At 65.3% G+C, this 23975-nt stretch carries 26 protein-coding genes; 8 read left to right on the top strand and 18 right to left on the bottom strand.

Annotation, left to right across the window (positions count from 1 at the left end; all coding sequences use genetic code 11):
- Nucleotides 1-267 precede the first annotated feature (267 nt).
- Genes AC1DXV_RS05940 through AC1DXV_RS05925 form a run of 4 tightly spaced genes read left to right on the top strand, consistent with a single transcriptional unit; the run spans nt 268 to nt 4098 of the window.
- Complete coding sequence (locus AC1DXV_RS05940; RefSeq protein ID WP_477932835.1) at nt 268-1638, top strand: ATP-binding protein; 1371 nt, start codon at nt 268-270, stop codon at nt 1636-1638.
- Entirely contained in the window at nt 1638-2582 is a 945-nt protein-coding gene (locus AC1DXV_RS05935; RefSeq protein ID WP_477867956.1) for an O-methyltransferase, read from the top strand. Before AC1DXV_RS05940 ends, AC1DXV_RS05935 begins: the two co-directional genes overlap by 1 nt.
- A gap of 29 nt (nt 2583-2611) precedes the next feature.
- Nucleotides 2612-3688 carry a DNA cytosine methyltransferase gene (locus tag AC1DXV_RS05930; RefSeq protein WP_477867958.1) on the top strand — a complete coding sequence of 359 codons (1077 nt, stop codon included), beginning with the start codon at nt 2612-2614 and terminating at the stop codon, nt 3686-3688.
- Nucleotides 3689-3690: 2 nt separating this feature from the next.
- Nucleotides 3691-4098 (top strand): very short patch repair endonuclease, encoded by a 408-nt coding sequence (locus AC1DXV_RS05925; protein ID WP_477932833.1) that lies wholly within the window; start codon nt 3691-3693, stop codon nt 4096-4098.
- 175 nt (nt 4099-4273) lie between these two features.
- Here the strand turns inward: AC1DXV_RS05925 and AC1DXV_RS05920 are convergent, their stop codons facing one another.
- Entirely contained in the window at nt 4274-4495 is a 222-nt protein-coding gene (locus AC1DXV_RS05920) for an OmpA family protein (protein ID WP_477867962.1), read from the bottom strand.
- A gap of 161 nt (nt 4496-4656) precedes the next feature.
- Between AC1DXV_RS05920 and AC1DXV_RS05915 the strand changes: the two genes are divergently transcribed.
- Complete coding sequence (locus tag AC1DXV_RS05915; RefSeq protein WP_477932831.1) at nt 4657-5301, top strand: glutathione S-transferase family protein; 645 nt, start codon at nt 4657-4659, stop codon at nt 5299-5301.
- Between the two features lie 6 nt (nt 5302-5307).
- Here AC1DXV_RS05915 and AC1DXV_RS05910 read toward each other — a convergent pair whose 3' ends face one another.
- Nucleotides 5308-6177 (bottom strand): LEM-3-like GIY-YIG domain-containing protein, encoded by an 870-nt coding sequence (locus AC1DXV_RS05910; RefSeq protein WP_477864724.1) that lies wholly within the window; start codon nt 6175-6177, stop codon nt 5308-5310.
- 17 nt (nt 6178-6194) lie between these two features.
- Nucleotides 6195-6695, bottom strand: coding sequence for a hypothetical protein (locus AC1DXV_RS05905; RefSeq protein WP_477864725.1), 501 nt, complete (start codon nt 6693-6695; stop codon nt 6195-6197).
- Between the two features lie 248 nt (nt 6696-6943).
- Here AC1DXV_RS05905 and AC1DXV_RS05900 point away from each other — a divergent pair, with 248 nt between their 5' ends.
- On the top strand, nt 6944-9001 hold the full coding sequence (locus tag AC1DXV_RS05900) for a M14 family zinc carboxypeptidase (RefSeq protein WP_477864726.1): 2058 nt from the start codon (nt 6944-6946) through the stop codon (nt 8999-9001).
- Nucleotides 9002-9063: 62 nt separating this feature from the next.
- Here the strand turns inward: AC1DXV_RS05900 and AC1DXV_RS05895 are convergent, their stop codons facing one another.
- The 8 genes from AC1DXV_RS05895 to AC1DXV_RS05860 are packed head-to-tail and all read right to left on the bottom strand — an operon-like array spanning nt 9064 to nt 15561.
- The gene (locus AC1DXV_RS05895; RefSeq protein WP_477864727.1) at nt 9064-9795 is read right to left on the bottom strand and encodes a hypothetical protein; all 732 of its coding nucleotides are present in this window, start codon (nt 9793-9795) and stop codon (nt 9064-9066) included.
- Nucleotides 9792-10490, bottom strand: a complete 699-nt coding sequence (locus AC1DXV_RS05890; protein ID WP_477864728.1) for a hypothetical protein — start codon at nt 10488-10490, stop codon at nt 9792-9794. The genes AC1DXV_RS05895 and AC1DXV_RS05890 overlap by 4 nt, the downstream gene beginning before the upstream one ends.
- Nucleotides 10487-11263 (bottom strand): hypothetical protein, encoded by a 777-nt coding sequence (locus AC1DXV_RS05885; protein ID WP_477932829.1) that lies wholly within the window; start codon nt 11261-11263, stop codon nt 10487-10489. Before AC1DXV_RS05885 ends, AC1DXV_RS05890 begins: the two co-directional genes overlap by 4 nt.
- Nucleotides 11264-11282: 19 nt before the next feature.
- Nucleotides 11283-11672: a PAAR-like domain-containing protein gene (locus AC1DXV_RS05880; RefSeq protein ID WP_082541799.1), complete on the bottom strand. Its 390-nt coding sequence runs from the start codon at nt 11670-11672 to the stop codon at nt 11283-11285.
- Nucleotides 11673-11715: 43 nt separating this feature from the next.
- On the bottom strand, nt 11716-12741 hold the full coding sequence (locus AC1DXV_RS05875; protein WP_477864730.1) for a beta-ketoacyl synthase N-terminal-like domain-containing protein: 1026 nt from the start codon (nt 12739-12741) through the stop codon (nt 11716-11718).
- Nucleotides 12738-13808 carry a DUF2169 family type VI secretion system accessory protein gene (locus AC1DXV_RS05870; RefSeq protein ID WP_477864731.1) on the bottom strand — a complete coding sequence of 357 codons (1071 nt, stop codon included), beginning with the start codon at nt 13806-13808 and terminating at the stop codon, nt 12738-12740. The genes AC1DXV_RS05875 and AC1DXV_RS05870 overlap by 4 nt, the downstream gene beginning before the upstream one ends.
- A gap of 38 nt (nt 13809-13846) precedes the next feature.
- Nucleotides 13847-15082 (bottom strand): TIGR02270 family protein, encoded by a 1236-nt coding sequence (locus AC1DXV_RS05865; RefSeq protein ID WP_477864732.1) that lies wholly within the window; start codon nt 15080-15082, stop codon nt 13847-13849.
- An 8-nt stretch (nt 15083-15090) separates the two neighbouring features.
- On the bottom strand, nt 15091-15561 hold the full coding sequence (locus tag AC1DXV_RS05860; RefSeq protein ID WP_477932827.1) for a DUF6484 domain-containing protein: 471 nt from the start codon (nt 15559-15561) through the stop codon (nt 15091-15093).
- 316 nt (nt 15562-15877) lie between these two features.
- Here AC1DXV_RS05860 and AC1DXV_RS05855 point away from each other — a divergent pair, with 316 nt between their 5' ends.
- A complete protein-coding gene (locus AC1DXV_RS05855; protein WP_477864734.1) occupies nt 15878-16216 on the top strand; it encodes a PRC-barrel domain-containing protein in 339 nt (112 codons plus the stop codon).
- Between the two features lie 57 nt (nt 16217-16273).
- On the opposite strand, the gene AC1DXV_RS05850 is transcribed toward AC1DXV_RS05855, so the two are convergent.
- The gene (locus AC1DXV_RS05850; protein WP_477864735.1) at nt 16274-16951 is read right to left on the bottom strand and encodes a CE1 family esterase; all 678 of its coding nucleotides are present in this window, start codon (nt 16949-16951) and stop codon (nt 16274-16276) included.
- Between the two features lie 80 nt (nt 16952-17031).
- Here AC1DXV_RS05850 and AC1DXV_RS05845 point away from each other — a divergent pair, with 80 nt between their 5' ends.
- The gene (locus AC1DXV_RS05845) at nt 17032-17301 is read left to right on the top strand and encodes a hypothetical protein (RefSeq protein ID WP_477864736.1); all 270 of its coding nucleotides are present in this window, start codon (nt 17032-17034) and stop codon (nt 17299-17301) included.
- Nucleotides 17302-17409: 108 nt separating this feature from the next.
- Here the strand turns inward: AC1DXV_RS05845 and AC1DXV_RS05840 are convergent, their stop codons facing one another.
- From AC1DXV_RS05840 to AC1DXV_RS05815, 6 genes are all read right to left on the bottom strand, one after another.
- Nucleotides 17410-18204: an N-formylglutamate amidohydrolase gene (locus tag AC1DXV_RS05840; protein WP_477864737.1), complete on the bottom strand. Its 795-nt coding sequence runs from the start codon at nt 18202-18204 to the stop codon at nt 17410-17412.
- Nucleotides 18205-18208: 4 nt separating this feature from the next.
- Complete coding sequence (locus AC1DXV_RS05835) at nt 18209-18853, bottom strand: dihydrofolate reductase family protein (RefSeq protein WP_477864738.1); 645 nt, start codon at nt 18851-18853, stop codon at nt 18209-18211.
- Between the two features lie 66 nt (nt 18854-18919).
- Nucleotides 18920-20086, bottom strand: coding sequence for an AAA family ATPase (locus AC1DXV_RS05830; RefSeq protein WP_477864739.1), 1167 nt, complete (start codon nt 20084-20086; stop codon nt 18920-18922).
- A gap of 3 nt (nt 20087-20089) precedes the next feature.
- On the bottom strand, nt 20090-20986 hold the full coding sequence (locus AC1DXV_RS05825) for an RNA ligase family protein (RefSeq protein ID WP_477864740.1): 897 nt from the start codon (nt 20984-20986) through the stop codon (nt 20090-20092).
- Nucleotides 20987-21137: 151 nt separating this feature from the next.
- Entirely contained in the window at nt 21138-23003 is a 1866-nt protein-coding gene (gene dsbD, locus AC1DXV_RS05820; protein ID WP_477932825.1) for a protein-disulfide reductase DsbD, read from the bottom strand.
- The coding region (locus tag AC1DXV_RS05815; protein WP_477932823.1) for a hypothetical protein at nt 23000-23975 on the bottom strand (976 nt) is incomplete at its 5' end. The genes AC1DXV_RS05815 and dsbD, both read right to left, overlap by 4 nt.

Raw genomic sequence — 23975 nt, 5'->3', positions numbered from 1 at the left:
TGTGGCTACGTGAATGGGCGTGACATCTTCATGCGCCGGTGCGAAGAAGCCAGGCCGGCCGAGCCGATGCGCAGTGCAGCCCGCAACGCCGCGTTCGCATCCTCATGCGCGGGGCGGCCGCGGTCAGTCGAAGCACAACTCAGCACTCTCCTCCTACAGTTTATGGAACATCGAGATGACCCCGTAGCCAAGCCGAACCAGCCGCTGCTAGTATCCGACGGGGTGAGGTGTTCGCCTCGCAAATATCAATCTAGGTAAGGGGGAGAAATGATTTCTGAAAGCAAGGGAAAGGCTGCGGCGAATCCAACGAAAGAGTTTTTCGTTCGAATGATCACTAGAGATATAACTCTTGAAGATTGCATTTTGGATCTCATTGACAATAGCGTCGACGGAGCCTGGCGCAGCGAAGGAAGTCGCCCAATGGGGCTGGCCGAAGGTGCGGACCTTTCAAAATACTCCATATCAATAGTCGCTGGCGCGGACAGATTCGATATCGAAGATAATTGCGGCGGCATGACGCTTGACGATGCTATTAATCATGCATTCAGCTTCGGGCGGCATATCGAAGACGGGCACGACAATTACAGTATCGGTGTCTACGGAATCGGCATGAAGAGGGCGGTGTTTAAGCTCGGTTCAGACATAACCATCCGTAGTACATACGACACCGATGCGGGGGTTAGGGAGTCGTTTCTCGTTCCGATCAACGTGAATGAGTGGGTTGCAAAGAGTACGCCTCCGTGGGACTTTGATATTAATAACGATGAGCCACTGAGTAGTCCCGGTGTAAAAATATCTATTGAATCCCTTACCGCGGGCGCGAAGCAGTCGTTCGGTAGCCCAGCTTTTATACAGGAGCTCCGTCGAACGATAGCTCGCGACTATACACTTCATCTGAACCGCGGACTGGAAATATCCCTCAATGGTACGCTAATCACCAACTGGCCTATCGAGTTGCGCCGCAGCGACGAATTCGTGCCCATGAGGATGGAGTACACCGATGAGATTGACGGAAATTCTGTAAGTGTCGAGATTTTGGCCGGGATGGCTGCGCCGCCACCAGATACTTCTGAACCGGACAACGAGGATGAAGGCGATAAGCGATTTGGTTGGTATGTTGTCTGCAATGGCCGCATAGTACTTGCGGCTGACAAAACAACAATATCAGGGTGGGGTAGTGACGATTGGCCGCAATGGCATCGCCAATACTCTGGATTTATGGGAATAATATTATTCACTGCCGAGAACGCAGCGGCACTTCCTTTAACGACTACAAAGAGAAGTGTTGATATATCGTCGGAGATATTCAGGCACGCCCGTCCTCAAATGCGAGAGGTTACAAAGAAATGGATTGCATATACGAACCAGCGCAAGCAATCGTTGGAGGAGGCGAAAGCAAGAGAAGCGGCTGCCGCGCCCATACGAATCTACGAGGTGGCAAAGCGAGCGACAGTATCTCTTCCAAGATTGACAAGCATTGCGCCTGCAACGCCATCACCCGCAAATGTTGCCTATACGGTTCCAGTAGCTCGGCTTAAGAAGCTTGCCAAAGAGTTCGGCAGTATCAACATGAGCTATAGGGAGGTCGGCATCAAGTCGTTCGAGTATTCATTCAAAGACTTGGTGGGAGAGGAGTGATGCCATCCTTCGATTCCATTAACTACAGTCTGCGCCCCAGCAAGAGTATTCAAAGACAGTTGGTATTTGAAGGTGTCCGCAGGCTCCAAGTCGTTCTCGATCTCGAGCGTTTGGTATACGTCGGGTTTGGGTCAATCTGGTTCGCGGATTTCCTTCTTGCGCATAGGTTGCTCCAAATTGAAGATATGGTGTCCATAGAATCGAACGAGATAGGCTACAAGCGTGCAGTTTTCAACGCGCCGTATGCCACCGTTCGAGTAAAGCATGGATTCTCGTTCGATGTCTTGCCGAAATTGTATGAGGATCCTCAAATTCGCGGTCGACCCTGGTTTATATGGCTCGACTACGACTACGAGCTAAACGAGTCCGTGTGTGGGGACTTGCGATCTGTCATAGAGAATGCTCCGGCCAATAGCATACTCGCCGTTACGTTTAGTGGGCTGGAGAAAAAGTATGGCAATCCTCCAGATAGGCCGGCAAGGTTGCGTGATATATTGGGCGCCGCCGTACCAGATGATCTTTCAAAGCTCGCTTGCAAGGATGATGCGATGCAAGATACTCTCGCCAATCTTTGTCTTGATTTTATGACCTCTGTCGCAGCCGATATCTCTCGCCCCGGAGGCTTCGTGCCCTCGTTTCGGGCAATCTATCGAGATAACGCACCAATGGTTACCGTTGGTGGCGTGCTTCCGGCCAAGGGCGCAGCGAGGACGGCTCGTGACGAGGTCAATGGTGCTGGCTGGCCAGGCAGACCCGCGGGCCAAATCCAGGCACCCCATCTCACCATTCGAGAGGCAGTTGCCCTTCAATCAAAACTTCCTTGCCGAACAAAATTGACTCGCGCTGATATCGAGGCGCTGGGTTTTGATCTGGAAGAGGAGCAGCTTATTGCTTTTCAGAGATATTATAGAGAATATCCCTCTTTTGCGCAGATTGTATCCTGATTCACATTGGCTTGTTGGGTATTAAATAAATGATTCTGGTTGATTTGTTCTCTGGGTGTGGTGGATTCTCGCTTGGAGCCAGGCAGGCGGGTTTCGATGTTGCCGCTGCATTCGATATAGATCCCATCCTGACTTCTGCCTACTCGTTTAATTTCCCTCAATCGAAGTTGCTCCTAGCCGACGTCTCCAAGCTGACGCGAGAAAATGTACTGGAAGAGGCCGGTGAGAAAATTGACGGAATAATAGGCGGGCCTCCTTGTCAAGGCTTTAGTGATATCGGTTTGCGGAATTCGAAAGATCCCCGTCGTCAACTTGTGGTTGATTACTTCAGAGTGATTTCTGAAATACGACCGAAGTTCTTTGTGATGGAGAACGTTCGTGGCTTAGCATATTCCGATGCGAGGGAGTTGTTGGATTCTGCGCTCGCATTGGTATCTGATGCCTATGATCTCCTTGGTCCGATAATATTGAATGCGGCTGATTTCGGTGCGGCAACTAATCGAAAGCGATTGTTTGTCATCGGCACTCTAAAAAAAGAGGGGGCTAAGATTTCCCTGGGCGACATAGACCGCATGCGACGACCGGCCGTGACAGTCAGGGCTGCGATAGGTGACCTCGTTGGCGCAGGATTTATCGGCGATTGTGAAGATGGATTTGATACTTGGAAAATAACCAAGCCAGGCAGGCATTCCTCATATTCTTCGATGCTGAGGTCAAAGGGTGGGCGATTCACGAGCCACCGACCTACCCGCCACACCTCTAAAGTACAAACAAGATTTTCGAAGGTTGCACAGGGGGAGTTCGATGTGATCGGTCGTCATCCTCGTCTGCACTGGGATAGTCAATGCCCAACTCTACGAGCAGGAACTGGAGCGGATAGAGGGTCTTTTCAATCTGTCCGGCCACTACATCCCGACGAAAATCGTGTTATTACTGTTCGTGAGGGTGCTCGACTGCAGGGATTTCCGGATTCGCATCGATTCCACCCGACGGTTTGGCATTCTTTCAGGATGATCGGCAACAGTGTGTCTCCGATAATTTCAAAAGCAATATTCTCAGTGATCGCCGAGAAATTTAGGATGAAATCGGCGGTGGGATCGAATTAGGCATGGATAGATTGACTTCGGAGCGTCGATCGTGGCTGATGTCGCRTGTCCGAAGCAAGAATACATCGCCGGAGATTCGCGTTAGGCGCGCCGCTCATGCCATTGGCCTTCGCTTTCGATTGCATCGGCGCGATCTGCCTGGTGTACCGGACATGGTGTTTCCAAAGTGGAAGATTGCACTATTTGTTCATGGATGTTTTTGGCACTCTCATCAAGGGTGTCCAAAAGCCAGCATTCCGAAGACTCGGACAGAATTTTGGTTGGAGAAGTTTGCGCGTAATGAAAAATTGGACTTGACGGCAAAAATCCGTCTCGAAGAACTTGGTTGGCGGGTCGAAGTTATTTGGGAGTGTGAAACAAAGTCGGAGGCTCTCCTCGTCTCGCGATTGAAGAAAATGTTCTCTCGCTAGTATGGGGTCTGTATTGTCTTAATGCCAGTATGGCAGGTGATTGGAGTCGCCAGCGATATTCAAGGTGCGTACGCTTATATGGTGATAAATCGGAGTCTAGCTACCGACGAAGAAGGGCCCGCTGGCACCGTCATGGCRATTGAGGATCGGTAGCGCAGCTTTGCTCACTTCGGCGCTACTGCACCACCATCTCCACTCGCCAATTCCTCCCCCTTCCCTCCTCACTCCCATTGCTCGCCACCGACGCAAAGCTCGCCACGCCCTTGGCCTCCAGCCGCTTCGCATCGATCCCGAAATCCTTCACCAGTGCGCTCACCACCGCCAGCGCCCGCTGCTGAGACAGCACCACGTTCGCATCCGCGCCGCCTTGGTTGTCGGTGTGCCCGGCGATGAACACCCGCCGCCGCCTGCTGCTTCAGCAGCGCCGCCATCTGCGGCTTCGATTCCGCTTTGAACTCGGCCTTGCCGCTGCCCATTCCGGCAGTCGCAAAAGGGGTTCGCGCATCCCACATGTCATGCCGCTACCCTCCGCGGCACCCTCAGCGAAGGACGGCCCCCATGCTCAAGCTTTACGGCTTCTCCAAAGTCAACGCCCTCGCCCGCGGCCACACCCGCGACCTGCGCGTGCTGTGGGCGCTCGAAGAGATGCAGCTCCCGTTCGAGATCGCCGGCATGGACCACCCCGCGCACGACCTGAACACCGAGGCCTATCGCCGGCTCAGCCCCTTCGAGCAGATCCCGTCGATCGATGACGACGGCCTGCGGCTGTCCGAATCCGCCGCCATCGTCCTCTACCTCGCCAAGAAGTCCGGCCGCCTGATCCCTGCCGACCGCGCCGGCGAGGCGCAGGTGATGCGCTGGTGCTTCGCCGCGATGAACTCGGTCGAGATGCCGCTGCTCAGCCTGGTGGTGCTCGATTGGTCGGCCGATGGCAGCTGCGGCAAGCACCGCGAGTTCCTGGTCGGCTGGGCGAACCGGGTGCTGGGCAACCTGGAGCGCTGGCTCGCCAACCGCGAGTTCGTCGCGACTGAGAGCTTCACCGTCGCCGACATCCTGATGACGCACGTGCTCTCGTCGGGCATCAAGGACGAGTCATTGATCGCGCCGTATCCGAAGCTCGTGTCGTACCGCGACCGGTGCATGGCCCGGCCCGCGTGGCAACGCACCTTCGCGGCTTACTGCGAGCGGGTAGAGGCAGCCTAAAGTCCTCTACGCCAGTGCTCGCCATGTCTGCCGATCCCGGTGCCCCCGCAAGTAGCGGAATTCCCCGGGCCTGAACTCCACGACAAGGTACCCGGGCCGCATCCAATACCCCTTCGCAGGGCTGATGACAGCCGCGAAGTTCTTGTCGACGAACTCGTGCCCAGGCAATTCGGCGCCGACGAAGGCGCGCTTGCCCGGCATCGACTTGGCAAGTTCCCAGTGATGGATCTCGAACACCGCGCGTGCGATGTCATCCGCTATGCCGACCGCCAGTGCCGTTGCGGCATTGCGGAACTCCGGCCCCACGGTCCATGCCTCGCGCGTTATCTCATAGAGCGACGGTGGCGGCGTGCGCTTCAGACTCTTTGGGATCGGGAAGACAAACACCATGCTGTAGTTCGACTGCGGGGCCACCGCCCGAGCCGCCATGTCGGCAACGTCCCGCGGCGTCAACCAGCCCAGCGATGTCCATTCACGCTTCATATTCGTGAGCGCTCCGCCACCCACCGACTGTCCCGGCAGGCTCTGCATCACGTCGATCAAGGCCGCTTCGACATGCCGTGCCTCTTCGGGCCCCATGCCCCAGCGCACGATCGCCCACTCCACTGCCCGGCCTGCGCGCCAGATGTCGATGATGCGAAGGTGCTTGGCGCCGTGCAGCGTCGTGATGTCGACTGCCAGCAACTTCTCCGCTTCTTCGAAGTGATCGAGCACGCGCCGATTTCCTTCGCCTGAGCCGCCTGCCTTGCCGACGTAGAACACCTGACCGTCGCGCGGGTCGCGCAGCACGTAGACGTAGCACTTCAGCTGCGGCCTGAGCAATGCATCGAAATCGATCCGATCATTGCAGCGGCGGACTTGCGGTTCGATGTCCATCTGACTCTCCCCTGATGTCACTCCAGCGCGTACGCCCACGCCACATCGGATACCTTGCCCGCGATCACCGAGAACACCAATCGGTCGTGCTGCCCGCGCCATTGGTAGACCCACAGCTGTCGCGCCGTCGCCACCAATGGTGCCCCCTCCGCCCGCGCCTCCATCAACCGCAGCACCCCTTCGCACTCCGCCGACGGGCAATTCACCCGCGCATCCGGCTCCCCCATCCGCTCCCGCACCCGCTCCACCGGCGTTCCCGCTGCTGACAACCCAGCAGCCAGGCATTGCATCAGCTGATGCTTGCGCCCCTGCCAGCGGTCCACATCCGCTGCCCAGCTTCCACCATCAAAGTGCCCGCGCACTGTTCGCAATGCAGCAAATTCCTTCGCCCATTGCGCATCGTTGCCTTCGCACGCACGCGAATTACCGCAACACGCGGCCATTGCCAACACCCAATAAATAACCTTGTTCATCTTGTTACTCCCCTCGCAGAACAGGGAGAAGTCCCCCAGAATCATTCGGCGCTCCGATGGGTGATCCCCAGCCGAGAGCGTGCGCCGATCCAGCCCACGCAGCTGGGCTGGTACCGTAAACCACAAGGGAGCTTTCCATGACCAACGTACGTCCGCAATCGCGGGCGGCACTTGCCGCGTTGTTCCTTGCAGTTTCCGCAGTACCGTCAGCTTTCTCTCAATCGTCATCCCCGCAGTCCTCGTCCCCTGCACGCCTTCCCGGGCAAGTTGCACCGCAGGATTCCGCCACCGAAATGCGCCTGCTGCGACAGCAGGAAAAGCAGCGCACCAACATCTACAAGGCCTTCTACCCCGACGCAGCCATGCTGCGCAAGGCCGCCGTCACCTTCCACGCCAACCTGCTCGAATCCAACTACGAGCAAGGCTTCCTCGTCCTCGAGCTCGAAACCGCCGACATCGCCGCACTGCGCAGCTTCGGCTTCCGCATCGAGAACGCGCCCGAGTTCATCCAGCGCCGCGACGATTTCCTGGCCGCCATCCAGGCCGCCGCCGACGCCAAGAGCCGCACCACGGCCCCAGGCGCGTCGACAGACAGCACCGGCATCACCGGCGCCGCCGCGGCCGATGCCACCATCCAGGCCATCCCCGGCTACAGCTGCTACGAGACGGTGGAGGAAACCTTCACCGCCGCGTCGGCCTTCACCACCACCTACCCGACGCTCGCAAGCTGGATCGACATCGGCGACTCCTGGCAGAAGACCGTCGGCTCCGGCGGCTACGACATGCGGGTGCTGAAGATCACCAACAGCGCCGTCGGCGGCACCAAGCCCAAGCTGTTCGTCAACAGCGCCATCCACGCCCGCGAATACACCACCGCGCCGCTCAACCTCGAGTTCGCGCGCTGGCTGCTCAACGGCTACGGCACCGATCCCGATGCCACCTGGATCGTCGACCACCACGAGGTGCACCTGCTGCTGCAGACCAACCCCGATGGCCGCAAGAAGGCCGAGGGCGGGCTCTCATGGCGCAAGAACACCAACACCGCCTACTGCGGCGCCACCAGCAACACGCGCGGTGCCGACCTGAACAGAAACTTCACGTTCGGCTGGAACAGCACCGGTGGCTCGGGCTCCAGCGGCAGCCAGTGCGACCTCACCTACCGCGGCCCCACGGCCGGCTCCGAGCCCGAGACGCAGGCGGTGCAGAACTACATCCGCAGCATCTACCCCGATCGCCGCGGCCCGAACCCGGGTGATGGCGCACCGGTCGACACGTCGGGCATCCACATCGACGTGCACAGCTACAGCCAGCTGGTGCTGTGGCCCTGGGGCACCACGAGCACGCCGACGGCCAACGCCACCGCGCTGCAGACGCTGGGCCGCCGCCTCGCGTACTTCAACGGCTACACGCCCGAGCAGTCGATCGGCCTCTACGCCACCGACGGCACCAGTGACGGCCCGAGCTACGGCGAGCTCGGCGTGGCGGCCTACACGATCGAGCTGGGCTCCAGCTTCTTCGAGAGCTGCACCACGTACAACAGCACGACCAAGCCGAAGAACCTGCCGGCGCTGATCTATGCCGCCAAGGTGGTGCGCGCGCCGTACCAGACGCCGGCCGGCGCCGACGTGACCACGGTGACGCTCGGCAGCGATGCCAGCGGCGGCGGTGTGCTCGCCGGCACGCCGGTGGCGCTGACGGCCTCGGCCACCGACACGCGCTTCAACCAGAGCAATGGCACCGAGACCGTGCTCAACGTGACCGGCGCCGAGGCCTACATCGACACGCCGCCCTGGGTGTCGGGTGCGGTCGCGATCCCGCTCACGCCCACCGACGGCAGCTTCAACCAGACCACCGAGTCGCTCAGCGGTACGCTGAGCACCACCGGCCTGGCGCTGGGCAAGCACCTGGTGTTCGTGCGCGCCAAGGTGTCATCGGGCCAATGGGGGCCGGTGACGGCGCAGTTCCTGAAGATCGCGAGCGTGGTCACGCCGGGCAACAACGAGACCGAGCCGAACGACAACATCGGCACCGCCAACACGGTGGCCGCGGCCGGCACGTGGAACGGCGCGATCGGTGCGTCGACCGACGGCGACTACTTCCTCGTGAACCTGCCGGCCGGCAAGACGCTGACCGCCACGCTGACGCCCAACGCGTCGAGCGACTACGACCTCTACATCTACAACTCGTCGGGCACGCAATTGGCTGCGAGCGAGAAGGGGTCGGGCGCCGTCGATGCAGCGAGCGTCAGCAACACCGGCACCGCGGCGTCGGCGCGCTATGTGCGCGTGAAGTTCTACAGCGGCGGCACCGGCGCGACCAACGGGAAGTACACGCTGGGCTTCGGCTGGTGAGTCTCTGAGGGAATGGGTGCGCCGCTGACATCGGCGCACCCGTTGCATCCTTCCAGCCTCGTTCAGGGAAGGGCGTAGTACTCCCCTGCGAAGTCGAGGTCGATCAAGTCCTGTGGGGACGAGAGAAAGGGATTGCCGTGTGCGGCCGCATCGGCCAGGCAGCCGGCCAGAAACTGCCGATCGCGCGGGACGTCGAGAGGCAGCGACGGGTCAAGTGAAGCGCGCCCCACGAGCGGACCGAGCTGCTCCGCGATGCGCTGATCGAACAAGTCAGCCAGCGGATCGATCGGCTGCACCGGATGCTGCTGCGCCAGCCGGGCCAGCACCGGCTCGAGCCAGCGATCGAGCGTATTGCGCAGCGGAAGCACGTGCACCGCCAACCGGTAGAGGAAACCCAGCGCGGCGTAAAGATCGCCCTCATAAGCATGGCCGTTGTTCACGCCATGGCTGAGGTGGGTCATGCCGCACCACAGCGCACCGTCAATCGGCCCGGTCCAGTCCTGGCGCACCAACTCGAAGTACTTCAGGTAGCGCGGATCCACCGTACCGCACCACGCCGCCTGCAGCACCTGCCTCGGCTCGGCTCGGTTGTGCAGGCCGTCGAAGCGCCACACCAGCCATTCATAGAGGCCGACGGCCAAGGCCATGCGTGCGCGGATCGACAGCAGCGCTGCCGCATCGAGCAGCGCCGTGTCGTCGGCACGAAAGTCGGCATCGGCACGGGCATCGTCCCAGATGAAGCGCAGGCTGTGCCGGGACGATTCGTCCAGCGCGATCCAGTCTGGCCGGTTCAAGAGACGCCCGGATATGGGTTGGCCACGCCATCGGCCTGCAGCTCAGCCGCCGACCTGAGGTAGGGATTGCGTTGCGGTGACAGCGTTGCAATGAACGAGCCGGCGCCAGCGGGGCGGAAGAAGTCGACGCCAGCGGGCGGCTGGGCCGACACCGGCAACGCGACATCCGGGTGCTGCTGCTGCAGCCGCCTCAAGGTCTCGGGCAACCAGGCCTTGAACGCCGGCGAACGGCCGCACACATGCTCTACCAGCATGCACACGCCAATGCTGGTGTCGAAGAAGATGGTGTTGTCATCCGGCACGATGCCGTACTCGAAGCAGTCGCCCATCATCGCGGCCGAGGTCCACAGCGGCCCCGTCAGCACGAAGCGCGCATCGACATCGGGTTCATCGGGCTCCGGCAGATTCGCATAGCGTGCATCGATCATCGCGGCCCAGGAGGCCTCGATGCGCTGCAGTGAGTCCGAAACGTCGATATGCCGTGACAGGCGCACGGCCACCCACTCGGTCGCGGCGATCACCAGCCCGTACGACGCCTTGGTGCTGATGGCGCGGATGGCCTCGGCGAGCTTGGGCTTGCTCTCGGAGCGAGCGCCCTGGAATCTGTTGCCGATGCTCACGTCCCATTTGTAGTCGAGCGGGAGCTGATCGATACCGGTTTGCAGCAGGTGGTCTGGGAGGTTCATGGCATTCACGCGATCAGGATTCTTCGAGGTGGTACGCCCGGCGGCACATCCATTCTTCCGCCGGTCGGCCTGCCATCGACCAACTTGGCCAGGCGACGGTGGCCACCTGCCTTGTCGCAGTCGGTCTTGCGCATCACCACCGGCTCGTTCTTGTAGTCGCAGATGTGGATGTCGATGCCGCACTCGTTGGCCGCGTGGCACAGCATTTTGTAGCAGTCCGAGCACGGCATCCCCGAGTACTCGATGCCGCCGTTGCCCTGCGAGCGCCAGTCAATGCTCAGCAGCACCTTGCCGCCGCGCAGGGTGCCTTTGGTGACCGCGTTGGTGAGCTCATTGAATATCTTGCACTCCGCATGCGCCCCCTTGCCGCCACCCGGGTGGACGTACTCATCGCAGAGCGCACCGGCCTTCTGCTTGGCCGCAGCATGCTCCGGACTCTCGCTCTCGCGGATCTCCTGGTTGAGGCCATTGCGTTGCTCGCTGGTCCCCCCCAGTCCGGTCTGGTGCAGGTAGGTGTCCGACAGCTTGTTGCTGGTGTAGGTGCTGGTGCCTGAGGCACCCGGCACCGTGCTGTGAGCCGACGAATAGGTCATGCCGGAGCCGCTGGCCATCTCCCACGGCGTCTTCTTCGGCTTGCTGCCGTCCGCCTTGGGCTTGCTGACGCGTGGGGGGCTGGTTGCGATGAAATGGGCCCGCTCGTCGAGATTGCGCTTCTGGAGCTCGCTGCAAGTGGGGACCGGCGCAGCCAAGGCTGGGGCGCCCCCATAGAGGATCATGGACATGCTCATCGCTCGGGCTCCCTCATCGATTGTTGCTGGTGGACAGATCGAGCAGGCGCGCGGCGTTCTTGCCCTCGATCTTGACGTCGAACGACCAAGCCTGGGAGATCGTCTTGCCCTGCAGGCAGTGATCGGTCACGCTCATGCCGAAGGAGCGCGTCGCCGCCTCGTCGCCGCTGCACTTCGCATAGTTGGACGTGCTCTTCAATCCGACCTGTCCGCCCTTGATCTTGACCGAGCGCGATCCCTGCGAGGTGTCGCTGGCTTGCGCGAAGTTGGGGTAGGGGATCGGGATCGGACCCGCCGGAGGGCCGGGCGGTGACAGGCAGACATCGGGCATGGCACCCGAGACATGCGTGTCGTCCTTCTCCGCGGAAATCTCTCGCCCGTTGGCGAAAACATTCGCACTCATGCTGGCTCGCTCCTGTCTCTTTGCTGCGTTCCGGTTTCCTGCATCACGCCGCTCGCACGACCAGTGCGGCTCGCTCGCCTGTGTCGCTGCCGACGTGGCACAGCGCGCGCCCCCCCGGGGCATAGCCCTCTCGCATCGCGTGGGCCGCCCAGGCAAGCAGGCACGGCAGGATGGCCGCACCGACTTCGCCCAGATGCTCGATCGGGTGCCACATCGGGAGCGGCTGGGCCCGTTCGCTGCGGTCCAGGCGCATCGCGACGAGCAGCGCTTCCTTGAACTTGTAGTGCTCGCCGGACAGGTCGCTCAGGCGGAACGCCATGTCGCCCATCGTCGCGCCGGCACTGGACATGGCCTGGCGCACCGCCTGCGCCAGGCCCTGGCCGCGCAGCGGCGAGGTGCTCTCGATGGTGGCCGCCTCCACGGCCTGGCCGCCGCTCGCGACATACGGCTCTGCGGCACCGGCGGTATGTGCGGACACCAGTACCGCCGCCCCGGCCTCGCCCGGCAGGAAGCCGTTCGAGTTGCCGGTGCACAACAAGCGGCGCTGTTGATCGTAGGCCCGCAGCGTTTCGCGATCGATGTAGCTGTCGACCCCCGCCACCAGCACGTGGCTCGCGCGCCCGCCCGAGATCAGCTCGCGCGCATGCGCGAGGGCCTGCGCGCAGCCGGTCTGGCCGGCAGCGAAGGTTCGCGAATCGGGGTGCAGGCGGGTCTCGAGGCGTTCCGCCAGCGCCGCCAGCAGTTGCGTCTCGATCTGCGCCGCGCGCCCGGGTCGCGAGGGGTGCGACACCCCGACCAGAAGGGGAATCTCGGCCAGCCCGCCGGCGCCGCTCCCTTGCAGGCACTCGTGGATGGCCGGGCTCAGCAGGTCGGCCAGCAGCGCCACGCCGCCCCAGCGTTGCGGCAGATCGACGCGCGCACACCGGTAGGGCTCTCCGCCTTCGAGGTCGGCCCACGCCTGCGTGCGCACACCGCTGATCCCCGCCCGCAAGGCCGCCAGCGTCGACGGCGCGTTGTAGCCAAGCGCAGTGACCAGCCCGGAGGCCCGCAGCGACAGTTGCAGGTTCATCGGCGCGCCCTCGCACGCTTGGCGGCCACGGCATCCGCCAGGCTGCGGTGGTAGGTCTTGTCCGGGAAGCGCCGCGCGCGATGCCAGGCTTGCGTCATCTCGCCAATGATGGTTTCCTTCACGTCGAACACGCTTTTGCCGAGGGCGATGCTCGCACGCCAGGTCAGCGTGAAGCGCTCCTCGTCGGGTTCGAGCACGATGGTGTCGAGCACCGCGTCGCGCGTGACGTCGCGGCCGCGATGCGGAACGAAGGTGACCGGCACGGCCAGCCGCGGCAGCTGGAATGCGCGCAGGCCGTCCGCAGTGAGGTGCTGCAGCACGACCTCCTCGCCACCCTGCGGATGTGCAATGACCTGGTCTGCGGGCGCGGCCTGAAAGTAGCGTTCGTCGAAGTCATCCGGCCAGAACGGTGCCTGCTCGTCGAGCCAGCGATCGTCATAAGTGCCGGCGTAGCGGTGGCGCGGCGCCCAGTGGCGGCCGATCGGCGTGAGTGCCATCGGCCGGTAGTCGCCGTCATGCTGCGACACCGGGCGGGTGGTCTCCTCGGTATTGGGCAGGGGTTGGCCGTCGATGTGGTCGGTGTGCCGCCAATAACCGCGGCCCGCCGGGTTGGCGATGAACGTGTCGACCCGCCCGGTGCGCGCCAGGGTCGTGTTGTCGATGCCGCCGAAGGCCCGCTCGTAGCCCACCGACATCGCCGAGAAGGGCACGGCTTCACTCGCGCTGACGACGCCCAGCAGGCTCTTGCGCCATTGCCGGTCGCCGACGACGGTGAATTGCTTGCTCATCGTTCCCACGCGCAGGCCGGCCACCAGGCGCCTGGCCATGCCGCCGCCCGGTGCGCGGGCATGGCCGAGCAGCAACACGTCGCAGGCCGGCTTCATGTGTGCAAAGTCGGTCTCGCGCAGCGGCGCGCTGAGGCCGGGCTCGTCGACGAACTCGTCGGCACGCACGAGCGGTTGCTGCTCGTCATGAACCGTCGCCCCCTCACCCTGCCGGCTCGGCATCCGGAACGTGGCCTTCACGATCGCAACCAGCAACTCCCGGCCATCGCGCTGGAAGCCCATGGTCCAGGTGGCAGGGAACGCCGTCACATTGGTGAACTTCATGCGGCGAGCCGCCGGTGTTGCCAGTCGGCACGCGCGGTCACGGGGAACACGGCGGTGCCCCGGCGCAGCCGGGCGGCTTCGAGCGCCGCACTGCGGCGCTGCAGCTGGGTTCCGTCGCGAAGCAGCTGCACGGCGGCCTCTTCGCTGACGGGGCGCCCCCCGAGGTGCCGGACACCCGCACGGAACCGCCCCGACTCGACCCGCCACCAGCGGCGCAACGCATCGGCACTGGCCCACCAGGCATCGGCATCGTCCGCGTGTTCCTCTTCCGACGTGGGCGCGTCGCGCCGCAACAGAGGGTCTTCCAGGTCGACGCCGGTGATCATCGCCAGCGCTTGCGCCGCGGCACGCGCCAACGCGTCTTCGTCGCAGAGCTGAAGCAGCCAGGGCACGGTGGCCGGGTCCCCGTGGGCGCCTGCAGCGACGATGGCCTGTCGCTGAGTCCCGCTGTCGCTCGCCAGGCGGCGGATCAATTCGCGAGCCCACCCGGCACGGCCGGCACGCATCGAGACTTCCAGGGCCGGACCAGGCACATGCGCCTCGATGCCGGCCTCGAAAGCGCGCTCGGCCGCATCTTCGTCGCCGCCCAGTGCACGTGACCACGCGGTCCAGAAACGACAGGCGGCGTCCGGGTCCGCGGCCGACGTCTCGATCCGGGCCTGGAACTCGACCAGGCCCAATTCGCCGACCGCACGCAACGCGTGGGCGCGCAGGCCCGCATGCGGATCGTCGAGCGCCGCGACGAGTTGCTGCCGCACGACCGCGCGTTGAGCCACCCGCGCCGCCAGGGCGATGGCGCGATGCGCGGCCACCGGCGACAACGCGATGCGATCCAGCAGCGACTCGAGCGCCACCGGGTCGAGCCACGACAGCGCCGCAACGAACGGCTGCGCCCAGGCTGGATCGCTGCTGGCGATCGACAGCGTGTGTGCCATGGCGTCGGGATCCTGGCGGCCGAAAGCGAGATGCGTTGCGACGAACAGCGTGCCGGCATCGAGATCGCCCAGCGCGTGCAGTGCCAGTTGTTGTCCGGTCGCGCCAGCGACGTGCAAGCCCTGCAGGTGTGCCAGCACGCGCTCGTCGAGTTGGGCCAACTGCCCGAAGCGGTAGTGCGGGCCCAGGGCTGCACGTTCGCGCGCCCGCCAGAGAAATGCAGCTTCGTCGGCGTGCTCCGCGAGCACGGGCGCATTCTGCAGGGACGAAACCTCTGCCGGGCTGAAGCCGTTGCGCATGGCGCCTGTCAGTTCAGCTGCACCGACCCACCCTGCACCTTGTTGGCGCCGGCAGCGCGCGTGACGATGGTCTCGCCGTGCAGTTCAACGCGGCCGTCCTGGCGCAAAGTGAGGTGGGACTTGCCGCAGCGCAAGACCAGTTCGGTGTCGGCATCCAGCAGCACGCGTCCGCCGTCGTACCTGACTTCGAGGGCGGGTGGCCTCTGCGACACGCCATCGGCGCGCGGTTCGCGCAGCACCCCCATCACGATCGGGCGCGTGCGATCGCCTTGCTCGAACATCAGCAGCACGCTGCCGCCGACGTGGTTGTGGTGCAGGTCGACGATGCTACGCGCCGGCATGGCTGCCTGGGCCTGCGCATCGGCCAGTGCCACCAGGGGCACCTGCCCTGCGTCGATCAGACCCAACAGACGACCCACGACCACGCCGTGGTAGTCAATGGGCTGAGCAGCGGCAGGCTCACGCACCAGCAGGCGCATCAGGGCATCCGAGCTGTCCGTGGGCGGTGCAGGATGTTCAACCGCGGTCCCGCCCACCGACGCGGCAGTTCGGCTGTGCGCCGCTTGGTCATTCAGCATGCAGATACGCCCCTCTCTGTGCGCAGACGTTTGCGTCTTCACGAAGCCGGATTCTGCTGAGGCGGAGAAGGCCAGCCAGTGACCTTGGTCACGCCGGGAGGAAGATTCCTACAGCCGGGCCGCGCCTGCGCTGATGTTCGGCAAGGGTCGCGCATGGACCAATGGAGGTTCACGCCACGGGCATGTCGCCCGCGGCAGCGCAGTGAAGGAGACTCTCATGAGCAATCCCGTCATCTCTTCCGACAAGGTCGAAGGCACCGCCGTCTACGCCAGCAACGGCGACAAGCTCGGCTCGATCGACGACCTGATCATCGACAAGCGCTCCGGCCAGGTGCGCTATGCCGCGCTCGAGTTCGGCGGCTTCCTCGGAGTCGGCACCGACCGCTACCCGGTGCCGTGGGCGATGCTGAAGTACGACACCAACCTCGACGGCTATGTCGTGCCGCTGTCCGAGCGCCAGCTCGAAGGCGCACCGCGCTATCCGCAGAACGACGAGCCGACCTACGACGACAGCTATGGCCGCCGCGTGTACGACTACTACGGCGTGGGCTGGTAGGCGAGCTACCCGTCCTGCCCGGCCGGGGGCGCAGCCAGGTGCCGCGCCCCCGGCGTTTCAGAAGCGGTCGAAGAACGACTTGATTTCCGTCGCGGCGAACCCCGGCGGCCAGTGCCCGCCGTTGGTGTACCCGCACCAGGCCACCGGCTTGTTGTCGGTGCACCCCTGGTAGATCACGCAGCCATTGACACCGATCTTGGTGGTGGCCTGCGTGCAGCTGTTCTTGGCGATGTACTTGTCTCGCGCCTCTTCGCCGAACTGGTAGCCGACGACGGAATCTTCCTTGGCATGCAGCAGGATCGCCGCGGTCTTGTTCGATGACGTGGCGCAGCCGCTCCAGACGGATCCCGACATCGGCGCCACGGCGCGGAAGACATCCCCCATCTGGCAACCGATCGCGTTCGACATCATTCCGCCGAAGCTGAAGCCAGTCGCGAACGTGCGGCTCGTGTCGGTGCACATCCCCTGCTTGAGCTGGTTGACCATCGCGCCGACGAAGCGGATGTCGCGGTCATTCGGATTGGCCCAGCCGGCGTCCAAGCCTGCGGGCGCCACGAAGATCGCGCTCTCTCCGTAGAGCTCCGTCAAGCCATAGAAGGGCTTGCCGCTGGCCCAGCTGTTTCCGTTGTAGACGTCGGTGGCACTGCCGTCACGCCAATGCAGGCCGACGATCAACGGATAGGCGTTGTCGCTCTTGTAGCCGGACGGAACCCGAACCCAGAACTCGCGCGTCACGCCATCTGAAGTGAGGGTGTATTTGCCGCTCGCGAACTGGGCGGCTTTGCCACATCCGGCGCTCTTGTTGGAGGGAGCTGGTGCCGGAGCCGGTGCAGGTGCAGGTGCAGGTGCAGGTGCAGGTGCAGGTGCAGGTGCAGGTGCAGGTGCAGGTGCAGGTGCAGGTGCAGGTGCAGGTGCAGGTGCAGGTGCAGGCGATGGTGCAGGCGATGGTGCAGGCGATGGTGCCGGAGCAGGAGCCGGTGCCGGTGCACCCACAGGCGGTGCCGCCGTGTCGGAGTCGTCGCCGCTGCCGCAAGCAGACAAGACAAGCGCGCACAGCAATGCGCTGGCCGCGTTGGAAGGAGTGAGGTGTCGGCGTGTCATGCGCCATTGTGTGAGGCGCGGTGTCAGGAGAATTGACGACCCGTTGACGGTTCGCCGATCAGGGCATCGGTTGTTGCAACAGGATGCAAGCCTCAGGGCTTCGTCGGCAGGTAGCCGTAGTCCACCAGGAAGGCGGCGATGGCGTCTGCCAACGCCTCCGGCAGTGCGGGCTGAGACCGCAGGTTCCGCCCGAACTCCAGCTGGATCGCATCGATGCCGGTGTCGTGCTGGCTGCCGTAGGTGAAGACGGTGTAGCCACCGTTGAACCGCGGGTCTTCGCGCAACGGCGCGGCGCCGATCTCCGGCACCACGCGATAGCCCCGCGCCGCCAGTCGTCCGATCAGGCTGCCCGGCCCCTGCAACGCGTCGGCGCCGCTGCGTTGCAGCAGGGCCCGCGCCGTCAGGCCGGCGCGTGTGCCGCGGAACACGACATCCGGCTCATCCGACTGGCCGTGAACGTCGACCAGCAACGCGCCCGCGGGGAACTTGGTCTTCAGCTCCGCGATGAACGCTGCGACGTTCTCGTGATACGCCTGCCAGGCCGGCAGCGCATCGGGCGACTCCAGCGCGTCCGCTTCCGCGCGATTCGCATCGACGAACTTCCGGTTGAACCGCGCCACGACGAGGTACGGCCGGGCGCCCAGCCGCTTCTGCAGCAGATCGCTGACGCGCTCGGCCAGCTCTCGCGTGCCCGCATCGCGCGACAGTGCGCCTTTCGTCCGCGCCGGTACATGCCCGACATAGTCACCACCGTCGTGCGGCACGGTGAGGATCAGCGGCAGCGTGCCGCGAGCCACCTGCACGGCGTCCGATGCGTCGTAGGCTGACACGCGCAGCGCGGCGAGCGCCAGCAGCGCGAACAGCAATCCCTGGCGAACCCGCGTCACCGAATCAGCCCTTGGTCAGCACGACGTGCTGCGCCTTCGCCGTCCCCACGTGCTCGGTGCACCGGAAGCCCTGTGCCGTCAGGTCGATGCCCGCGAGCAGCGCTTCGCCGCGGCCCAGCAGCGTCGGCGAGATCGCCAGGTGCATCTCGTCGATCAGCCCGGCCTGCAGGTACTGGCGGATCGTCGCGACGCCGCCACCGACGCGCACGTCCTGGCCCTTCGCCACATCGCGTGCACGCTCGAGCGCCTCGTGGATGCCGCCGGTGATGAAGTGGAAGGTCGTGCCGCCCTTCATCTCCAGCGGCGCGCGCGCATGGTGCGTCAGCACGAACACCGGCACGTGGTACGGCGGCGTGTCGCCCCACCAGCCCTTCCACTGGTCGTCGGGCCACGGCCCGCGCACCGGGCCGAACATGTTGCGCCCGAGGATCCACGCGCCCACGTTCTCGAAGCTGCGCTTCGCGAAGCCGTCGTCGACATTGGCCTCACCGCCTCCCTGGCCGAGCATCTGCTGGAAGGTCGTGGTGCCGAAGAACCACTCGTGCAGCGTTTCGCCGCCGACGCCGAGCGGCGCCTGCAGGCTCTGGTCGGGGCCGGCACCGAAGCCGTCGAGGGACACCGAGAAGGCAGCGACTCTGAGTCTGGACATGAGGGTCTCCGTGAGAGGGTGATGTCTGAAGGCGACGAACGAGGCCGGCCGGAATCGACAACCTGCTCAGCGGATTCTGCCCGCCGCCGCCCTGCCGTCGTCCACCAGGTACTCGACGCGATGCGCCTCCCACGGCATCGGCACCTCCCAGCGGTGCAGCATGCGCAGCAGGTCCTTGTTCGATAGCGTCGTGTCGCGTTGGCGGTTGCGGGCCAGCACCACTGCCTGCGGCGCCTCCAGGTACACGAGCCGCACCTGCGCGTCGTAGGCGTACAGCAGGTCCAGCGTCTTGCCGCGCATGTCGTTCGACAGGTGCGTCGCGTTCCAGACGAAAGCAGATTCATCGCGCAGCAGCGACTTCGCCTTGTCGATCGCGTGGTGCGCGGCCCGCCCGTCGTTCTCGCCATGCTTCAGCCCGAGTTCGGCCTTCGCATCGTCGAACGACACCACCGGCAGGCTGCCCGCATGCGCTGCCACCCAGGTGTCCTTGCCCGACGCCGGCAGGCCGCACATCACCGTCACCTCGCTGCCCGGCTGGCGGTGCAGCGCATAGGCCGGGTCGATCGCCATGCCACGCGCATACATCAGGCGCGTGTGCGCATCGGCGGCCGCCCACGGCCGGTCCCAGCAACCCTGCTCGCGCGCGAGCTCGCCGAACAGCTCGATGTCGGCCAGGTGCCCCGCCTGGTCCTCGCAGCGGCGGCCCACCATGTCGGCGCGTGCCACCGCGGCCAGCTCGCTCACGTCGAGCTCCCACGAGAGCCGGCGCACGATGTACTCCGGTGTCTCGCCGCGCCGGCTCGCGAACGCGAAGAACGGCACCTGGTGCACGGCGATGATGCGGCACACCGCCTCGCGCAGCGCGAACGGCACGCCGGCGCGCCACAGCAGCGTGCGCACGTCGACCGCGCCGCGCCGCGAATGGCCCGGCTGCCCGATCGCGCCGGTCACCGGGTCGATCACCGTGGTGTCCGGCTTCGCGATGTCGTGCAGCAGCGCGGCGAGGAACATCACCGCCCGGCGCTCGGCTTCGTTCGATTGCCAGGCGGCATCGGCCAGCAGCGCATCGAGCACCATCCGCGTGTGGATGCCGACGTTGCCCTCGGCATGGTGCCGCGGGTCCTGCGGCGTCTGCTCCAACGCCACCAGCCCCGGGATCAGCTCGCACCAGGCGGCCCAGTCGAAACTTGCCCCGGGCGCGGGGATGAGGGCCTGCAATTGTTTCCAGTCCATGGCTCAGCCTCCGTTCGCCTGGGTGGGCTTGAATGCCTTCAGCGCTTCGATCGACGTGATCGTGCGCAGCCCGAGCGATGCCCAGTCGACGTCCACGCGCGGCGCATACACGTCCACGCCGTCGGCCAGCAGGTTCGGCAGGATCGGCCGCTGCAGGTGGTGCGAGCCCGAGTCGAGAATGGTCTGCAGGAAATCATGCCGCACGAGCTTGTAGCGCGCCTCCACGTGGTCGTCGTTCTCGACCTTCAGGTACAGGCCCTCCGACGCATCGCTGTCGTTGGTCTGCTGCCAGGTCAGCCCGAGCGGCAGGCCTTCGCGCTGCACCTGCTGCTCGAAGCGTGTGCGCCAGCCGGAGCTCTTCGCGAGCGAGGGCTGGATGAGCTTGCGCAGCAGCTTCGCATCGGTCGGCATCGGGCCCGCGTAGAGCACCGGCACCGAGACGACCGGCAGCCCGGCCAGCATCTCGTGGCGCCGCTTGGTCGACAGGAAGCGGCCGCTGCGGCGGTCGAGCAGGTCGAACTCCAGCAGCAGGTGCGGCAGGCGGTCGTACCAGACCGAGTGCTTCGCGTACATCGCCTCGCCGTAGAGCAGCCAGCGGTCTTCGAGCACGTGCAGCAGGCGGTCTGCGTGGGCATGCGCCCAGGGCTTGAGCCAGTTGAACTGGCGCTCGCTGCCGCCGCCGGTCAGGTAGTGGCCGCGCGATTGCAGCAGCAGTTCGCCGCCGTCGGTGAACGACAGGCCGCAGTTCGCGCCGTCGAATTTCTCCTCGATCACGACGTGGCGGCCGGCCAATGCGCGCAGCGGCATCTGGTCGGACGCGTCGTCACCGTCTTGCAGGCGGCTGCCTTCGAGGTGCGCCGTGCGCGGGTATTTGGTGAGGTCCAGCGAGTGGAGGTTCATCGTCGTCTCCGAGGGTTCAGGGGAATGAACCGACGACGATGGCCGCGGGGGATGCGGCTACATGAGCGGGTCGTCGGTCAGGCGGTGACGGAGGCGCGGGGCATGTTGAACTCCAGCTGCACAGAGGCGTTGGGTGAAAAGAAGGGCGCGATCATAGCCCAGCCGCCGTGAGCGCGTCGCCGAACTCCGCCGGCGGCTGGAACCCGACCACCCGCGTGCCCGCCTTCTCGCGGCCTGCGCCGTCGAAGAACACGATGCCCGGCGGCCCGAACAGCCCGAAGCGCTTCAGCAGCGCCTTGTCGTCGGCGCTGTTCGCCGTCACGTCCACCTGCAGCAGCAGCGCGTTGTTCATGCGCGCCTGCACCGGCGGCTTGTTGAAGGTCAGGTGCTCCATCTCCTTGCACGAGACGCACCAGTCGGCATAGAAATCCAGCATCGCCGTCTTGCCGCTCGCGCTGCCCAGCGCCGCCTCGAGCTCGGCCACGTTGCGCACGCGCTTGAAGGCGGGGCCGTCGACCGCTGCCTGGGTCGCACCACCGCGCGGGCCGCCGGCGCTGAAGCCCGCCAGCGGCTGCAGCAGATCGCCACCGCCCGACAACGCTCCCGCCACCTGCGCCACGCCGACCAGCCCCAGCACCAGCGCCACGCCGCGCAGCAGGCGGTGCCTGCCCGAAGGCTGCGCGCCGCGCCCGTCGAACAGCCACACCGCGCCGACCAGCAACCCGGCACCGACGACGCCCATCACCACCGCCGCCGGCAGCACCGGCGACACGATCCACAGCGCCACGCCGAGCAGCAGCACGCCGAACAGGTGCTTCACGCCTTCCATCCACGCACCGGTGCGCGGCAGCAGCGAGCCGGCCGACACGCCCACCAGCAGCAGCGGCACGCTCATGCCGGCCGCCAGGCTGAACAGCGCGAGACCGCCGATCAGCACGTCGCGCGACTGGCTGATGAAGACCAGCGCGCCGGCCAGCGGCGCCGCGACGCACGGCCCGACGATCAGCGCCGACAGCCCGCCCATCGCGAACACGCCGACGTGCTGCCCCCCGCGCAGCTTGCCTGCGCCGGCGTTCAGCTTCTCCTGGATCGCGCTCGGCATCTGCAGTTCGTACACGCCGAACATCGACAGCGACAGCAGCGCCAGCAGCAGCGCAAAGGCGCCCAGCACCCACGCGTTCTGCAGCGCCGCAGCCAAACCTTCGCCGGCCAGCCCGGCGGCCACGCCCAGTGCGGTATAGACCAGCGCCATGCCCAGCGAGTACGCGAGCGCCAGGCCGAAGCCGCGTGCCCGCGACACCGGGCCGCTGCTGCCGACGATGATCGACGACAGGATCGGCACCATCGGCAACACGCAGGGCGTGAACGACAGCAGCAGGCCGGCGACGAGGAACACGCCGGCAACGGTCAACAGGCTGCCCGAGCGCAGCGCCGATTCGACGCGTGCACCGGCCGAGCCGGTCGCCGCCACCGGAGCGGCAGCCGATGGCATTGCCGTGGCGACAGTCGCGGCAGCCGGCGTTGCCGCGGCCGGCAGGCCCTCAGGCAGCCAAGCCACCTGCTGCAGCGCGCCGTCCTTCACGCGCGCCGAAATGCCGGCGTTCTGCGGCGGATAGCACAGCCCCTTGTCGGCACAGCCCTGGTAGCTGATGGCCACGCCGAAATCGCCGCTCGCGCTGCGCAGCGGCAGCGCCACCGTCACCGCACCGCGCAGCGTCTCGACGTACTTGCCGAAGCCTTCGTCGTACTCCTGCTTGCCGTGCGGCAGCACCGGCTCGGCCAGCGCGGCCGTGCCGGGCGCAGCCGCCACCGCCTCGCCGACCGTGATGCGCTCGCGGTACAGGTGGTAGCCCGGCGCCACGTCGAAGCGCAGCTCGATGGTCTGCGCATCGCGCAGCTGCACGCTGGTGCGGAAGGCCTGCGCGGGGTCGAGGAACTCGTCCGCCGCGAAGGCCGGCGCCGCGAGCAGCACCGCGCTGCCGATCAACCCACGCCACATCGAACGCCACATCGTCATGATCCGCACCCGATGCGGCTGGTGTGCAGCGCAACGTCGTCGAGCCACACGGTGTTGCCCGTACCGCCGTACGACTCCCAGCCCAGCTTCAGGTCGGTGACCTGCGGCTTCCACGAAGGCCGGCTCGCGAGCCAGGCCTGGTCGACATCCGCGGTCTGCATCGAATCGAGCTGCAGCGCGGCCACGGCCGTGCCGTTGACCCAGGTCTGCATCGTGCCCATCGCCGAGTTCAGCCCGAACTCGATGCAGGTCCAGGTGGCGGCCGGCAGCTTCGCGCTCAGCGAGATGCCGGTCGGGCTCAGCGACGGCAGCGTCGCATCGTCCTTCGAGCGGTTCCACATCAGGATGCCGCTCTGGCCGCCCATGCGCAGGTCCTGCATGCTGCCGTCGACCGATTCGATCGCGTCGTGCATCGACATGAAGGTCACGTGCGGGTCGCCCAGCGCCGTCGCGAGCCGGATGTAGAAGCGGCCGTAGATGACCGAGCCCATCGTCGCCGCCTTCGTGTTGATGATGAAGGCATGGCCGCAGTAGCTGCTGCCCGGGTCGATGCGCACCGATTGCTTGCCGCCGTGCGAGACCGCGCCGTCGATCGTTGCCTTGCCGCTGTTGTCGAAGCAGTTCGGCCCGCCGACGCTCCACAGCGCCGGGTTCGGCACCGCGCCGGCGCTGGTCGACTCGAAGTCGTCGCACAGCGCGAGGTCGGTGCAGGCCAGCGTGGCGGGTGCAGGGGCAGGGGCCGGTGCGGGAGCGGGCGCCGGCGCAGGAGCCGGCGCGGGGGCAGGCGCCGGAACAGGCGTCGGTGCCGGTGCGGGAGCAGGCGCCGGCGTGGGTGCAGGGGCCGGCGCAGGCGCGGGTGCGGGAGAAGGTGTCGGCGCAGGTGCAGGCGCCGGCGAGGGAGCAGGCGCGGGCGCCGGGGCCGGGGCCGGTGAGGGCGACGGCGCAGGGGACGGCGCGGGCGCGGGCGAGGGG

It is taken from the genome of Rhizobacter sp. P3_C12, assembly GCF_056402735.1.
Note: the sequence above shows the minus strand (reverse complement) of the source record. Positions and strands in the feature narration are given on the sequence as shown.